The organism is Streptomyces sp. NPDC059371 (assembly GCF_042751995.1).
Taxonomy (GTDB): domain Bacteria; phylum Actinomycetota; class Actinomycetes; order Streptomycetales; family Streptomycetaceae; genus Streptomyces.
The window spans coordinates 207,322-221,959 of record NZ_JBHYXD010000002.1; the positions used below are offsets into that span (position 1 = coordinate 207,322).

Sequence of the window (14,638 nt, forward strand, 5' to 3'; positions counted from 1 at the left end):
GTGTCTATATAGAAAGCGCCCGGGGGGGGGCGCGGGTCGCGCGCCCCCGCCCGCCGGGCCGGGCCAGCGGGCCGGGCCCCCCCCACCGAAAGGCGGGCCCCCCCCCCCGTCACTTGCTCCCCTCCCCACCCATCCCGTGCACCGGAGAGGACTCCCCCCGTGCGAAGAACACGCATCCTCACGGCCGTACTCGCCCTCGCCGCCGGACTATTGGTCGGCACCCCGCCCGCACTGGCCGCGGACACCCCCACGACGACCACCGCGAGCACCCCCACGAAGACGCTCGCGGCGGACGCGTACACCTGGAAGAACGCCCGTGTCGACGGTGGCGGCTTCGTCCCCGGCATCGTCTTCAACCGCTCCGAGAAGAACCTCGCCTACGCCCGCACGGACATCGGCGGCGCCTACCGCTGGGTCCAGGCCACGAAGAGCTGGACGCCGCTGCTCGACTCGGTCGGCTGGAACGAGTGGGGGCACACCGGCGTCGTCAGCCTCGCCTCCGACTCCGTCGCCCCGGACAAGGTGTACGCGGCGGTCGGCACGTACACCAATGGCTGGGACCCGACGAACGGGGCCGTCCTGCGCTCCGCCGACCGCGGGGCGAGCTGGCAGAAGACCGATCTGCCCTTCAAGCTGGGCGGCAACATGCCCGGACGGGGCATGGGTGAGCGGCTGGCCGTCGACCCCAACAGGAACAGCGTGCTCTACCTCGGCGCGCCCAGCGGCAAGGGGCTGTGGCGCTCCACGGACTCCGGAGTGAGCTGGTCGCAGGTCACGGCGTTCCCGAACCCGGGCAACTACGTCCAGGACTCCACCGACACCAGCGGCTACGCCTCCGACAACCAGGGCGTCGTCTGGGTCACCTTCGACGAGTCCACCGGCACCCGGGGAAGCGCCACGCAGACGGTCTACGTGGGGGTCGCCGACAAGGACAACGCGGTCTACCGCTCGACGGACGCGGGCGCGACCTGGTCCAGGCTCGCCGGACAGCCGACCGGTTACCTCGCGCACAAGGGCGTCCTCGACGCCGTGAACGGCTACCTCTATCTCGCCTACAGCGACAAGGGCGGCCCGTACGACGGCGGCAAGGGCCGGCTGTGGCGGTACGCGACGAAGACCGGGACGTGGACGGACATCAGCCCGGTGGCGGAGGCCGACACCTACTACGGCTTCAGCGGGCTGACCGTCGACCGGCAGCACCCGGGCACCGTGATGGCGACGGCGTACAGCTCCTGGTGGCCGGACACCCAGATCTTCCGGTCCACGGACAGCGGCGGGACCTGGACCAGGGCGTGGGACTACACGTCGTATCCGAACCGGTCCAACCGCTACACGATGGACGTCTCGTCCGTGCCCTGGCTGACCTTCGGCGCGAATCCCTCGCCACCCGAACAGACCCCCAAACTCGGCTGGATGACCGAGGGGCTGGAGATCGACCCGTTCGACTCGGCCCGGATGATGTACGGGACGGGCGCCACGATCTACGGCACCGAGAACCTCACCGACTGGGACAGCGGGAGCCAGTTCACCGTCAGGCCCATGGTCCAGGGTCTGGAGGAGACGGCCGTCAACGACCTCGCCTCTCCCCCGTCGGGTGCTCCGCTGCTCAGCGCGCTCGGTGACATCGGCGGCTTCCGGCACACGGATCTCACCAAGGTCCCCTCGATGATGTACACCTCGCCGAACCTCACCAGCACGACGAGCCTCGACTACGCCGAGACCAACCCGAACACGGTGGTACGCGTCGGCAACCTCGACTCCGGGCCGCACATCGGCTTCTCGACGGACAACGGCGCCAACTGGTTCGCGGGCAGCGACCCTTCGGGCGTCACCGGCGGCGGCACGGTGGCCGCGGCCCCGGACGGCAGCCGCTTCGTGTGGAGCCCGGCGGGCACCGGGGTGCAGTACACCACCGGGTTCGGTACGTCGTGGTCCGCGTCGAGCGGTATCCCCGCCGGTGCGGTCGTCGAGTCGGACCGGATCGACCCGAAGACGTTCTACGGCTTCAAGTCCGGCACGTTCTACGTGAGTTCGGACGGCGGCGCGACCTTCGCCGCGTCCACGGCCGGCAACCTGCCCGGCGGGGACAGTGTGCGCTTCAAGGCACTGCCCGGCACCAAGGGCGACATCTGGCTGGCGGGCGGCGCGAGCGACGGCGCTTACGGGCTGTGGCACTCGACGGACGGCGGCACGAACTTCACCAAGCTGTCGAAAGTCGACCAGGCCGACACGATCGGCTTCGGCAAGGCGGCGACCGGCTCCTCCTACCAGACGCTCTACACCAGCGCGAAGATCGGCGGCGTACGCGGGATCTTCCGCTCGACGGACAAGGGCGCGAGCTGGACGCGCGTCAACGACGATGCCCACCAGTGGGGTTGGACCGGCGCGGCCATCACCGGGGACCCGCGGATCTACGGGCGCGTGTACGTCGCGACGAACGGGCGCGGGATCATCTACGGCGACACGTCGGACACCGGGGGCGGTGACGGTGGCGGCGGTACGGACCCGACACCGCCGTCCACGGGGGCCTGCACGGTGACGTACAGGATCACGAACCAGTGGCAGGGCGGCTTCCAGGCGGACGTGGCCCTCACCAACACCGGCTCCACCGCCTGGAGCGGCTGGAACCTGGGCTGGTCCTTCACCGACGGCCAGAAGATCACGCAGCTGTGGAACGCCGACCACACCCAGTCGGGCGCGGCGGTGACGGCCAGGAACGTGGGCTGGAACGCGAACGTGGCCCCCGGTTCGACGGTCGGCTTCGGCTTCACGGGGAGCTGGACGGGGACGAACACGAAACCGTCGGTCTTCAAGCTGGGGGGTCAGGCCTGTGCGGTGAGTTGAGCCTGCGGCCCACCGCCCTCAGGGGTACTCGTCCGCCGGTCCCACCGGGTCGGACGGGTCCCCTGAGCGTCGGGGGGGGTCCCGAGATGATCACAAGTGCATCACCTCCTCCACCTGACACTCACAGATCCTTCACACCCCCCGATATCGTCACCCCACCACGAACCATCCCTGGGGGGATCCATGTCGTACAGCCAGCCGCCGTCGTTCGGAAACGGGTGGCAGCCCGTCCCGCCCGGACAGGCCCCGCAGCCGCCGCGACCGCGCTGGGCGCGCAAGCGCTACGTACTGCCGACCGTCGCGTTCGCGTTCTTCCTCGGTGTCGGCGCCGGCGCCGGTGACAGCGGTGACGGCGGACAGAAGACCAACACCACGAAGGCCGCTGCCGAGAAGGTGCGGCCCACCCCCACCGTCACCGTCACGACGACCGCGACCGCGACGGCCACGGCGACCGCGAAGCCGAAGCCGGCCCCGACCGTGACCGCGACGAAGACCGTCAAGGTGAAGGTCACCGTCACCGCGCGCGCCGCCTCGGGCAGCGGCTCCGGCGGCAGCGGCAGCAGTGGCGGTGGTGGAACCAGTGTCAGCACCTGCTCGATCACCTCGAACGCCGGCAACTGCTACTCGGCGGGTCAGTACTGCCGCAACAGCGACCACGGCGCCACGACGACCACCGCGGGCGGCACCAGGATCACGTGCGCGTACCGCTCGGGCGGATGGCGCTGGACGTACAGCTGACGGCATCCCGCCGCCCCGGACCGCCCGGCGGGCGCGAAGCTCGGCCCGGCTGGTCGCGGGCAGCCGCAGAACCTCCCGTGGGGAGCCGGGAGGAGCGGCGGGCCCCGTGAAGAGCACAGCTCAGGCGGGGTCCGAGGGGTGGCGGTCCGGGCCCGGAAGGGCCAGGAAGGTCACACGCACACCATGCATCAGGAACCGGCCACAGCAATAGAGTCCGGCCGAAAATCGCTCGCGTGAGTCGTGTGAGCCGCCGGGACGAACCGGTGGCGGCTCCTGGCCGGGCCTCCTAGTTTGTGCGTTCGTGACCGATGAACGGAAAGCGCGCCCGGACCGGCTCGGCCTTGGCCGGGTGTTCGACGAGGTACCGGAGCTCTACGACCGGGTCCGGCCGGGATACCCCGACGAGCTGTTCGCGGACCTCACCGCCGTCACCGGCATGGACGCGAGGTCGTCGGTGCTGGAGGTGGGCTGCGGCACCGGTCAGGCCACGCGGTCCCTGGTGGCGCTCGGATGCTCGGTGACCGCCGTGGAACCGGGCACCGGCATGGCCGCGCTCGCGCGCGAGCGGATCGCGGCCCTCGGGGGCGCCGGCGTCGGCGTCGGGATCGGGATCGAGACGTCGACTTTCGAGGAGTGGGACGACCGGGGGCGGCGCTTCGACGTCCTCGTGGCCGCGTCGTCGTGGCACTGGGTCGACCCGGCGATCGGCTGGCCGCGAGCGCACGACGTGCTGCACCCCGGAGGCTGGGCGGCGCTGCTCGGCCACGTCGTCGTCCGCAGGCCGGGAGAACCGGAGGTCTACGCCGAGACCTCCCATCTCCACGAGCGGTTCGCCCCCGGCAACCCCGACTGGGGGCATCCCCCGCTGGAGGACGAGGTGCGCGCCACCGACGACGGCTGGGGCCTCGTCGAGGACCCGGGAAGGCTGTTCGGCCCGACGATCGTGCGCTGGTACCCGACCGTCCAGTGGTTCGACGGGAACGGCTTCGCCGATCTGCTTCGCTCGACCTCGCTGTACCGGCGGCTCGACCCGGAGATCCGCGAGCCGCTGCTCGACGCGATCGCCGAGCACATCAGGACCCGGATGGACGACCGGGCGGCACGCCGCTATCTCACCGTCCTGCGGGTCGGACGGCGCGCCGAACGAGGCGAGGGGACCGCGAACCAAGGACGCCGTCCAGCCGTACCGAGTGTGCGAGGCATGGCTCAGCGAGAACAGTGACGCCGCCGGCTACCTGGGCGAGCACGGGCACGACAACCGCCCGTGACAGCAGCGAGCCCCGCCGGGCATCACTCCGGCGGGGCATCAGCAACAACCCGACTAGCTAGTCGTTGTGTTGACAGCCACTCTACGAGCCGCCACTGACAACGGGGTCACGCTCCTGGCTTGGCGTCAGCACGTCGGCCCATGACCCGGTGCGCCTTCCCCAGCGATCTCGTGGTGGCACATCGGGACCGAGGCCGGCCGGCCGGGCAGGCAGCCAGGCAGGCAGGCAGGCAGGAATTGGCCACGCCCCCGGCAACGTAACTTCCGGTGCGGGCCCCCTGCAGGGGCCGGGAACCGTCCAAGTAGGCGGCGCCCGCGAGGAATCGGTCGACGCGGTTGCCGTAGGAGTCGCCCCAGGACGAGACCGTGCCGCACGCCGGGACGGCGTGGACGGAGTCCGCCTGCTCCACACCGTTCACGATCGCGCGGACCGTGCAGTCGGCCTGCGCGGGCTCGCCCGTGTGGAAGTAGTTCGTGGAGCCGCTGACCGGGGCGGAGTTGACGTTGGTGCCGACGCGGTAGACGTTGAACGGCACGTCGTTCGGGTCGGTGCCCAGCCGGCGCCAGCCGATCAGGTTGCCGCTGTCCGTGTGGACACTGACGACGCCCCGGTCCAGGGCTTCGACCTGTCTCGCCGTGGCCGCCCGGGCCGGACCGGCGCCGAGGACGGTGAGACCGGCCGCGAGGAGGGCCGCGACCGCCAGGGCCGAGCCGATCGCGCGTCCGCGGTGCTGCCGTTGCGGGTGCCGCACGGTGGATACATCCTGAGAGGACAGACTGCTTACGTCCTCTCAGTCGCCTCTGGCCGCACGGGAGTTGTCGCCTCGCGGCAAGCACGCTCTACACGTATCTGCGGGCCAGTTCCGCGACCGTTTCGGCTATGTGGGCGCGCAGTTCGGGCGGTGCCAGAACTTCGATGGCCGTCCCGAGGCGCAGGAAGTCGTCGTGGGCCTGGTCCAGGGACTCGACGGGGACGGTCGCACGGGTCCAGCCCCGCTCGTCCGTAAGCCCGTTGGCCGCTACGGCCTGGCCGGCGGGACCGTTCAGGACGGCTCCGGGCGCGATCCGCACGACCGCCTCCGCCCGGTGCAGCCGTTCGTGGAAACCCCGTTGATAAGCGGTCCAGTACGCCGCGAGGTCGAATCCCTCGGGCCGGGTGAACTCCGCCTCGGAAGCGTGGAGTTCGAGGATCTGGTCCACGCGGTAGGTACGTGGCCCCGGACCCGCGACGACGTACCAGCGGCCCGCCTTCAGGACAAGCCCGTAGGGTTCCAGGCGGCGCTCCACGTCGGTGGGTTCGCGCCAGCGGCGGTAGCGGATGTCGAGGACCCGGCCGTTCCAGACGGCGTCGGCGACCGCGGTGAGATACGGGGTCGCGTCGGCGTCCGCGTACCAGCCCGGCGCGTCCAGGTGGAAGCGGCCGCTCACCCGGTCCGCGTGCTCGCGCAGTTCACGCGGGAGGGCGGCCCGCACCTTGAGCTGGGCGGCCGCGAGCACCGCGCCGAGTCCGAGTTCGGCGGCGGGTCCGGGGACCCCGGCGAGGAAGAGCGCCTCGGCCTCCTCGGTGGTGAGACCGGTGAGGCGGGTGCGATAGCCGTCGAGGAGGCGATAGCCGCCCGCGTGTCCCGCGTCGCCGTACAGCGGGACGCCCGCCGCGCTCAGCGCCTCGACGTCCCGGTACACCGTCCGGACCGAGACCTCCAGCTCCTCGGCGAGCTGGGCGGCGGTGAGTCTGCCGCGGGTCTGGAGCAGCAGCAGGATCGAGATGAGACGGCTGGACTTCACTGACACAGGATGTCAGTGAAGCGGGCCTAGCGTCCCAGCCATGGCTTCAGCTTCCTCCACACCGTCCACCGCTCCAGCGGTGGTGTCGGCCTCAGTGCCCTCCGCGGCATCCGATGCGTCCGTGTCTTCCGGCGGCTCCGTGTCTTCCGGCGGTTCCAGGGCTTCCGGCGGCTCCGGGGCTTCCGCGATCTCCGACGCGTCCCCGTCCCGTGCGGCCTTCAGGGAAAAGTTCCTGACCGTGCCGCCGCCCGTCGAGATGGCGGGACGGCGGATCAAGCGGTACCACGTGACCGCGGACCCCGCCGGTATCGAACCGGAGGTCGAAAGGGCGGCCTACGCGATCCTGCCGCGGCTGCTTCCCGAGCCGGACGGCACCCCGCCCGCCACGTTCGTCGTCCTGCACCGGGGCGCCGACGACGGTGCCTATCTCAACGCGTACAGCTGGGTGTGGGACAACGTCCTGCACTTCCGGGGCGCCGCCGCGGGCCAGCCTGTGCTCGGCTGCCCCGACCGGGACCCGACGAACTTCGTCGTCACGGAACGCCCGTGGATCGGCTGCGTCTGGGAGCTGCCGCCGATCCTGCACGAGCGGGACGCCTGGGTACGGCATCTGCTCGCCTCCGAAGTACCTGACCTGGCCGCCTACTTGACCGACTCCCTGCCTGAAGGAACCACAGGAGACCGCGCATGAACGACGTCCGGGACAACGTGTCGGCCCTGAACGGCTTCGACTTCCTCCACGGCGACTGGGACGTCGTCAACCGCCGTCGTACGGACTTCCTCGACCCGGAGAGCGACTGGGAGGAGTTCTCCGCGGTCAGCCGCTGCTGGAACCTGTTCCGCGGCGCCGCGAACATCGACGAGATCGACGTGCCGAGCCAGGGATGGACGGGCCTGACGCTGCGGCTCTTCGACATGGAGACCGGGCGGTGGTCGCTGAACTGGTCGTCCAGCCGCAGCGGCCGGCTGTTCCCGCCGGTGCTCGGGCGGTTCGGACCGAACGGACGCGGCGAGTTCCACGGCGACGACACCCATGACGGGAAGGACGTGCGGGTGCGGTTCGTTTGGTCGGGGATCTCAGAGACGACGGCCCGGTGGGAACAGGCCTTCTCCGTGGACGGGGAGAAGACCTGGCTGACCAACTGGACCATGGACTTCACCCGGAGGAAGGCCCTCTGACGCCGGACCCGGGCCGGTTCGCACGAGTTCAGTTCCTTCGGAAGGCCCGCAGGGTGAAGTCCGGTTCGCGGCGCGGGACATCGGGTCCGGGCAGGGTCTCGATCCGCTCGGCCAGCCGAGGTCCGCCAGCCGCGTAGAGCCGTCCGTCGCGGATGTACCGGGCCACACGGCGCGGGGTCCGGCCCTGGCCGTGGCCGCGGAAGAGGGCCGTGCCGCTCGGGACCAGGCCGTGCTCGGCGGCGTACGCCGTGACCCGTTCGTTCGCGTCCTCGGCGTGCTCGGCGCGACAGAGCGCGGTCAACGCGTCGATGTCGCTGCCGACATGGTGGGCCGCCGCCTTGTCGACGGTGGTGACGAACACACCGCCGGGCCGCAGGACACGCGCGGCTTCGGCGACGACGGCCCCCGCGTCGTCCAGCAGATGGAGCAGCCAGACGGCACACACGGCGTCGAACGAGCTTTCCGGGAAGGGGAGTCGGCGGGCGTCGGCGCGGACGACGGCTCCGGGGAGGCGTTCCGCCGCCCGGCACGCCATGCCGTGGGCCGCGTCCGCCCCCGTCACTCGCAGCGCCGGCCGTCCGGCGGCGAGTCCGCTCGTCACGATGCCGGTGCCGCAGGCCACGTCGAGCAGGCTGCGGGCATCGTCGGGGACCAGGGCGAGCACGGCGGCCGCGGCAGCGGCGGCCCGTGGTTCGCCGCCGCGCGTCGCGTCGTAGCGGTCCGCTTCCTTGTCGTAGTCCAGCACGGAGGTCAGCTCGCCCCGTGTCCCGGCGCGAGTTCCTCCACCCTGCGGGCGAGATCGAAGTCGAGCACGGTGACGGCACCGCCGACGCTGTGCGTGTTCACGGTGAGGGCGATCGTGTTGTAGCCGAGGGTGAGGTCGGAGTGGTGGCCGAGCTCCTCCTGCACCTGGGCGATGTGCACGACCATCGCGGTCGCCGCGAAGTGGGAGCCGAGCCGGTACGTACGGGCGAGCCGGTCACCATCCAGCGACCAGCCGGGCAACGCCGCAAGCCGCTCCTCGATCTCCTTGGGCTCCAGCGGTTCGACGGCCATGGACGTAATCCCTTCGTACGGCGGGTGAGGCGCGCGGGGCGGGGGGCCGGGGTGGCGCAGGGGACGGACCGGCGGCGAAGGCCAGGCGGGCCGACCCTTCACCCAGCGTGCCACAGCCGTCACCCCTCGGCAGGGCACACGGGCCGCGGCGGCTCGCCGCGACGGCCGGACGGGTGCCGACCGGTCACCGCCCCGGCACATCGCCGGTGCCGGGCGCCCGTCGGCGGCGGGGCCGAGGGTCGCCGGGCGTCACCGTCGGCGTTCCTCGGGGCTCGCCCCATGGGAGAGCTGCGAAAAGCCTCGGAGGCCGTCGACCCCCGGCCCACGATGTCCCAGGAGCGCTGCGACCTCGGGCGCCCGGCGGCCGGACGGGACCGGCGGTCACGCCGCACGCCCGGCGGCCAGGAGGCCCGGCGCGCCCCCGGTGGCCGCACGAGCGCATACTCGGCATCGGGAACCAGGGGGAAAGCAGTATGGGAATCGATGGCATCGCCGCCGCCACGGACGACGAGCTGTTCGTGAAAGCTCTGCAGGAGATCAGCGCGGAGGACGGTTCCGTCCCCTGCCTGGTCGCCCTGCACGGACGACCGACCCGGTATGTCTTCGAGCCCGCTGCGCAGTTGCTCGCGTGCGAGGAGCCGACGGAGCGGGAACTGGGGGCGCGGGTTCTGCGCGAGCTGGGCCCCTACGACAGCGAGGGCCGCCGGCCGTTCACCGCGGAGACGATCGAGATCGTCGTGGCGGAGATGGCCGACGAGCCGGACCCCTGCGTCCTGGGATGGATGATCTCCGCGCTCGGCCACCACAACGCCGAGGAGACCCTCGACCTGGTGCTCGGCCACCAGTGGGACCCGGCGCAGCCCGTCCGCTTCGCGGTGGCCGCCGCGCTCCCCGACCTGGCCGACCGCGAACACACCCAGGACCGGGTCGTCGAGGCCCTCCTGGAACTGGCCGAGGACGGCAACGAGGCGGTGCGCTGGTACGCCCTGTGCGCGCTGTTCAACGAGACGGCCGGAATCACCGACGAACAGAAGATCGCGTGGGCCACCGCCCTGGCAGAACGGGGCGACACCGAACGACGTGCCCAGCTGCGCCACCTCGGCACGGCCCTCGACGACCATGCCGATAGCGCCCTGCGCGACGCCCTCGAGCAGGCACAGGACGTCTGAGTCACCGCCTCACCTACCGCGCCGGGAGCGGCCAATATTCAGGAGAAAGCCATTTCCCGACCGAACCCCGTGCCGCGCATCGGCACAGCAACGATCGATAGGGCCGGAATCCTCGCCCTTCGGGGCGAGGAGCATGTCAAGGTCTTCACATGAGCCCTGTCCCGTCCGGTTCCCCCGCCGTCCCCCGTACCTCGGCCGACGGCGGTGTCGGGCCGCTGCTGCGCGGCTGGCGGGAGCAGCGGCGGGTCAGTCAGCTCCAACTGGCCCTGCGGGCGGACTCCTCGGCCCGGCACATCAGTTTCATCGAGACGGGCCGCTCGCGCCCCAGCGAGGAGATGGTGCTGCGGCTCGCCGAACACCTCGACGTGCCGGTCCGCGAGCGCAACGCGCTGCTGCTCGCGGCGGGTTACGCCCCGCGTTACGCGGAGACCCCGCTGGACGACCCGTCGATGGACGCGCTGCGCGAGGGCATGGAGCGGCTGATCCAGGGCTACGAGCCGTATCCGGCGCTGGTGGTCGACGCGACGTACGACGTGGTGGCCGCGAACCGCGGGATCGCCCTGCTGCTGGACGGTGTCCCGGAGCGGCTCCTCGTGCCGCCGCTGAACGCGATGCGGCTGACGCTGCACCCGGAGGGCCTGGCGCCGCGCATCCGCAATCTGCGCACCTGGCGGGATCACCTGCTCGCCCAGATGGACCGGCAGATCGCCCTGCGCCGTTCGGAGCCGCTGCGCGCGCTGTACGAGGAGGTGGCGGCGTATCCGGTCCCGGACCGGGACGCGGGGGCGGACGACGACGAGTCGCTCGGTCCCGTCCCTCACTTCGCGCTCCCGCTGCGGATCGAGCACGAGGGCCGGGTGCTGTCGTTCATCTCGTCCATCTCCACGTTCAACACCCCGATGGACGTGACGGTCGCCGAGCTGGCCATCGAGACGTTCCTCCCGGCGGACCCGGCGACGGGCAAGTACCTTCATTCGCTGCACTCGTGATGTCTCGTCACCGGGCGGGCGATTACCGGTGACGGTGGTGCGGGGAGGGAACGGAGCGCGGACGGAGACTTACGAGGCGTCATATCGCGCTGCTTGTAGTCGGGTTGAGGCCAAACGATGATGGTTCCGCACGGACATGGCACACTGCACCCATACTTCGGCGCGTGGGGAGGCGTGGCGTGAGTGAGCGGCGGCCGGCGCCCACGGTGGGGCAGGTGGTCCTGGGCCGACGGCTGCAGGAGCTGCGCGAGACCGCGGGCCTGAAACGGGAAGAGGCGGCGCGTGTCCTGAGGGTCGCGCCGGCGACCGTGCGCCGGATGGAGACGGCCGAGGTCGCCCTCAAGATCCCTTACGTGCAGGTCCTGTTGACGACGTACGGCGTCTCCGACGACGAGGTCGAGATCTTCGTGGCGCTGGCCGAGGAGGCCAACGAGCCGGGCTGGTGGCAGCGGTACCACGACGTGCTGCCGGACTGGTTCAGCATGCACGTCAGCCTGGAGGGCGCGGCCCGGCTCATCCGCAGTTACGAACCGCACTTCGTGCCGGGGCTGCTGCAGACCGAGGAGTACGCGCGGGCCGTACTGGAGGCCGGGACCGTCGGGCAGACGGGCGCCGAGGCCATCGACCGGCATGTGGCGCTGCGCATGAAGCGGCAGGCGCTGCTCACCCGCGAGGAACCGCCCCACCTCTGGGTGATCATGGACGAGACGGCTCTGCTGCGTCCGGTGAGCATCCGGGGTGAGGTCATGCGCGAGCAGATGGACCGGCTCCTCGAATGGGTCGAGCTCGATCACGTCACGCTCCAGGTCGCGGAGTACGCGGCGGGGCCGCACCCGGGGACGTACACCTCCTTCGCACTGTTCCGCTTCGCCGAGCGGGAGCTGCCGGACATCGTCTACAGCGAGTACGTGACCGGCGCTCTCTACCTCGACGCGCGTGAGGAGGTCGCCCTGCATCTGGAGGTGCTGGACCACATGTCCGCCCACGCCGCCTCCGCCGAGCGCACCAAGGAGATCCTCCGGGAGTTCCGCGACCGCTACTGAGCGGGTCCCGATCCCGGGGCCCCGTCCCGGGTGCTCCCTCCGTCCCCTTCGCGCTCCTCGTCCACGATCTCCGCGTCCACCACGACGTCGTCGTCACCCGCGCCCGGGGCCTGCCCGGTGGGCGGCTGTTCCTGCGGGGCCGACCCCTGCTGGGCCTGGGCGTACATGGCCTGGCCCATCTGCTGGCTGACGGTGGCCAGCCTCTCGACGGCGCCGTGCAGGGCGGCGGTGTCGGTGGAGGAGTCCTCCAGGAGCTGTTTGAGTTCGTCGGCCGCGGAGGCGACCTGGGCCCTGGTGTCCGTGGGGATGCGTTCGTCGTTGTCGCGGACGAACTTCTCGGTCTGGTACACGAGTTGCTCGCCGTGGTTGCGGGTCTCGGCCGCCTCCCGGTTGCGCCGGTCCTCCTCGGCGTACTGCTCGGCCTCGCGCACCATGCGGTCGATGTCGTTCTTGGGCAGCGCGGAGCCGCCGGTCACGGTCATCTTCTGCTCGCGCCCGGTGGCCAGGTCCTTCGCCGAGACGTGGGTGATCCCGTTGGCGTCGATGTCGAAGGCGACCTCGATCTGCGGGACCCCGCGCGGCGCGGGCGGCAGACCGGTGAGGTCGAAGACGCCGAGCTTCTTGTTGTACGCGGCGATCTCGCGCTCTCCCTGGTAGACCTGGATGCCGACCGAGGGCTGGTTGTCGGCGGCCGTCGTGAAGATCTCCGAACGCCGGGTGGGAATTGTGGTGTTGCGCTCGATGAGGGTGGTCATGATGCCGCCCTTGGTCTCGATGCCGAGGGACAGCGGGGTGACGTCGAGGAGCAGGACGTCCTTCACGTCGCCGCGGATCACACCGGCCTGGAGTCCAGCGCCGAGGGCCACGACCTCGTCCGGGTTGACGCCCTTGTGCGGGTCCTTGCCGGTGAGTTCCTTCACCAGGTCGGTGACGGCGGGCATCCGGGTGGAGCCGCCGACCAGGATGACGTGGTCGACGGCGGACAGCTTCACACCGGCGTCCTTGACGGCCTGGTGGAAGGGCGTCCTGCAGCGGTCGAGCAAGTCGGCCGTCAGTTCCTGGAACTGAGCGCGCGTCAGTTTCTCGTCGAGGTGCAGCGGGCCTTGGGTGGTGGCGGTGATGTAGGGCAGGTTGACGGTGGTCTCGGTGGACGAGGAGAGCTCGATCTTGGCCTTCTCGGCACCCTCGCGCAGCCGTTGCAGAGCCATCTTGTCGTGTCCGAGATCGATGCCGTGCGCGGCCTTGAAGCGCTGGGCGAGGTGCTCGACGATCCGCTGGTCCCAGTCGTCACCGCCCAGCCGGGTGTCCCCGTTGGTCGCCTTGACCTCGATGACCCCGTCGCCGATCTCCAGGAGCGAGACGTCGAAGGTGCCGCCGCCCAGGTCGAAGACGAGGACGGTCTGCTCCTCGCCGCGGTCGAGCCCGTACGCGAGGGCCGCGGCGGTCGGCTCGTTGATGATCCGTAAGACCTTCAAGCCCGCGATCTCGCCCGCCTCCTTCGTGGCCTGGCGCTGCGCGTCGTCGAAGTAGGCCGGCACGGTGATCACGGCGTCCGTGACGTCCTGGCCGAGGTAGGCCTCGGCGTCCCGCTTCAGCTTCTGCAGGACCCGAGCGGACAGTTCCTGGGCGCGGTAACGGGTGCCGTCGACGCTGCCCTTCCCGGGAAACCGCCAGTTCACATCGCCCATGTACCGCTTCACGGACCGCGCGGTGCGCTCCACGTTCGTCACGGCCTGCCGCTTGGCGACCTCGCCGACCAGCACCTCGCCGTTTTTGGCGAAGGCCACCACCGAGGGCGTGGTGCGTGCTCCCTCGGCGTTGGCGACGACCGTCGCCTCACCGCCCTCCAGGACTGCCACCACCGAGTTCGTCGTACCGAGATCGATTCCGACCGCACGTCCCATGTCCGTCCCCTTCCGCCCCGGCTCTGCCCGCCCTCAAGCACAAAACCTGTGTTCTCGCTTGTCAATGGCGCGGACGGCCGTACCGGGTCGGACACGCCGGTGCCGCGCCCCCCACAGGGAGGGCGCGGCACCGGTGTACGCGCGTCAGGCGAGCTTCGCCGACAGGGTGATCGTCGTGCCGGTCAGGGCCTGGCTGACCGGGCAGTTCTTCTTGGCGTCCTCGGCCGCCGCGACGAAGCCGTCGTTGTCGAGACCCGGCACCGTGCCCTCGACCGTGAGGTGGATGCCGGTGATGCCCTCGCCGGGCTGGAAGGTGACGTCGGCGTTGGTCAGGAGCTTGGTGGGCGGCGTCCCGGCACCCGCGAGGGCGTGCGACAGCGCCATGGAGAAGCAGCTGGAGTGGGCGGCCGCGATGAGTTCCTCGGGGCTGGTCTTCCCATTCGCGTCCTGGGCCCGCGACGCCCACGTCACCGGCTGCTCGCCGATGCCGGAGGAGTCGAAGGTGACGACGCCGCTGCCCTCGAGCAGGTTGCCTTCCCACACGGTGTGTGCGGTGCGCGTGGTTGCCACGGTGATTCCTTTCGGGAGTGGTCCCGTTGCCGGGGTCCGTGCCTCCCATCCGATCACACCTGGGCCCGGTGCACCCCGCGCTTCGGGCGGCGAC

13 protein-coding genes and 1 pseudogene are annotated in these 14,638 nt (G+C 71.0%); 8 read left to right on the forward strand and 6 right to left on the reverse strand.

What is annotated here, in order from left to right:
* Positions 1–159: 159 nt before the first annotated feature.
* The 3 genes from ACFXGX_RS02145 (at position 160) to ACFXGX_RS02155 (ending at position 4,804) form a co-directional block, all read left to right on the forward strand.
* Entirely contained in the window at positions 160–2,844 is a 2,685-nt protein-coding gene (locus ACFXGX_RS02145) for a cellulose binding domain-containing protein (protein WP_384783698.1), read from the forward strand.
* Between the two features lie 183 nt (positions 2,845–3,027).
* A complete protein-coding gene (locus ACFXGX_RS02150) occupies positions 3,028–3,582 on the forward strand; it encodes a hypothetical protein (protein ID WP_384783700.1) in 555 nt (184 codons plus the stop codon).
* Positions 3,583–3,883: 301 nt separating this feature from the next.
* A complete protein-coding gene (locus ACFXGX_RS02155) occupies positions 3,884–4,804 on the forward strand; it encodes a class I SAM-dependent methyltransferase (protein ID WP_384783702.1) in 921 nt (306 codons plus the stop codon).
* A gap of 287 nt (positions 4,805–5,091) precedes the next feature.
* Here ACFXGX_RS02155 and ACFXGX_RS02160 read toward each other — a convergent pair.
* Both ACFXGX_RS02160 and ACFXGX_RS02165 read right to left on the reverse strand, forming a co-directional pair.
* Positions 5,092–5,601 (reverse strand): annotated as a pseudogene (locus tag ACFXGX_RS02160) (rhamnogalacturonan lyase); the annotation flags it as partial.
* An 88-nt stretch (positions 5,602–5,689) separates the two neighbouring features.
* Complete coding sequence (locus ACFXGX_RS02165; protein WP_384783704.1) at positions 5,690–6,634, reverse strand: helix-turn-helix transcriptional regulator; 945 nt, start codon at positions 6,632–6,634, stop codon at positions 5,690–5,692.
* Between the two features lie 256 nt (positions 6,635–6,890).
* On the opposite strand from ACFXGX_RS02165, the gene ACFXGX_RS02170 reads away from it, so the two are divergent.
* Positions 6,891–7,325 (forward strand): hypothetical protein, encoded by a 435-nt coding sequence (locus tag ACFXGX_RS02170; RefSeq protein ID WP_384783822.1) that lies wholly within the window; start codon positions 6,891–6,893, stop codon positions 7,323–7,325.
* A complete protein-coding gene (locus ACFXGX_RS02175; protein ID WP_384783706.1) occupies positions 7,322–7,813 on the forward strand; it encodes a hypothetical protein in 492 nt (163 codons plus the stop codon). Before ACFXGX_RS02170 ends, ACFXGX_RS02175 begins: the two co-directional genes overlap by 4 nt.
* Positions 7,814–7,841: 28 nt before the next feature.
* Here ACFXGX_RS02175 and ACFXGX_RS02180 read toward each other — a convergent pair whose 3' ends face one another.
* Positions 7,842–8,558, reverse strand: a complete 717-nt coding sequence (locus tag ACFXGX_RS02180; protein WP_384783708.1) for a class I SAM-dependent methyltransferase — start codon at positions 8,556–8,558, stop codon at positions 7,842–7,844.
* A 5-nt stretch (positions 8,559–8,563) separates the two neighbouring features.
* Positions 8,564–8,869, reverse strand: coding sequence for a 4a-hydroxytetrahydrobiopterin dehydratase (locus ACFXGX_RS02185; RefSeq protein WP_384783710.1), 306 nt, complete (start codon positions 8,867–8,869; stop codon positions 8,564–8,566).
* 473 nt (positions 8,870–9,342) lie between these two features.
* Here ACFXGX_RS02185 and ACFXGX_RS02190 point away from each other — a divergent pair, with 473 nt between their 5' ends.
* From ACFXGX_RS02190 to ACFXGX_RS02200, 3 genes are all read left to right on the forward strand, one after another.
* Positions 9,343–10,038, forward strand: coding sequence for a hypothetical protein (locus ACFXGX_RS02190; protein ID WP_384783712.1), 696 nt, complete (start codon positions 9,343–9,345; stop codon positions 10,036–10,038).
* 149 nt (positions 10,039–10,187) lie between these two features.
* Positions 10,188–11,027 (forward strand): helix-turn-helix domain-containing protein, encoded by an 840-nt coding sequence (locus ACFXGX_RS02195; protein ID WP_384783714.1) that lies wholly within the window; start codon positions 10,188–10,190, stop codon positions 11,025–11,027.
* Between the two features lie 179 nt (positions 11,028–11,206).
* Positions 11,207–12,070, forward strand: a complete 864-nt coding sequence (locus ACFXGX_RS02200) for a helix-turn-helix domain-containing protein (RefSeq protein WP_384783716.1) — start codon at positions 11,207–11,209, stop codon at positions 12,068–12,070.
* Here the strand turns inward: ACFXGX_RS02200 and dnaK are convergent.
* Together dnaK and ACFXGX_RS02210 are read right to left on the reverse strand one after the other, a co-directional pair.
* Positions 12,064–13,974: a molecular chaperone DnaK gene (dnaK, locus tag ACFXGX_RS02205; protein ID WP_384783718.1), complete on the reverse strand. Its 1,911-nt coding sequence runs from the start codon at positions 13,972–13,974 to the stop codon at positions 12,064–12,066. The two genes, ACFXGX_RS02200 and dnaK, sit on opposite strands and share 7 nt — an antisense overlap.
* A 144-nt stretch (positions 13,975–14,118) precedes the next feature.
* Positions 14,119–14,544, reverse strand: a complete 426-nt coding sequence (locus tag ACFXGX_RS02210) for an OsmC family protein (RefSeq protein ID WP_384783720.1) — start codon at positions 14,542–14,544, stop codon at positions 14,119–14,121.
* Between the last annotated feature and the right edge of the window lie 94 nt (positions 14,545–14,638).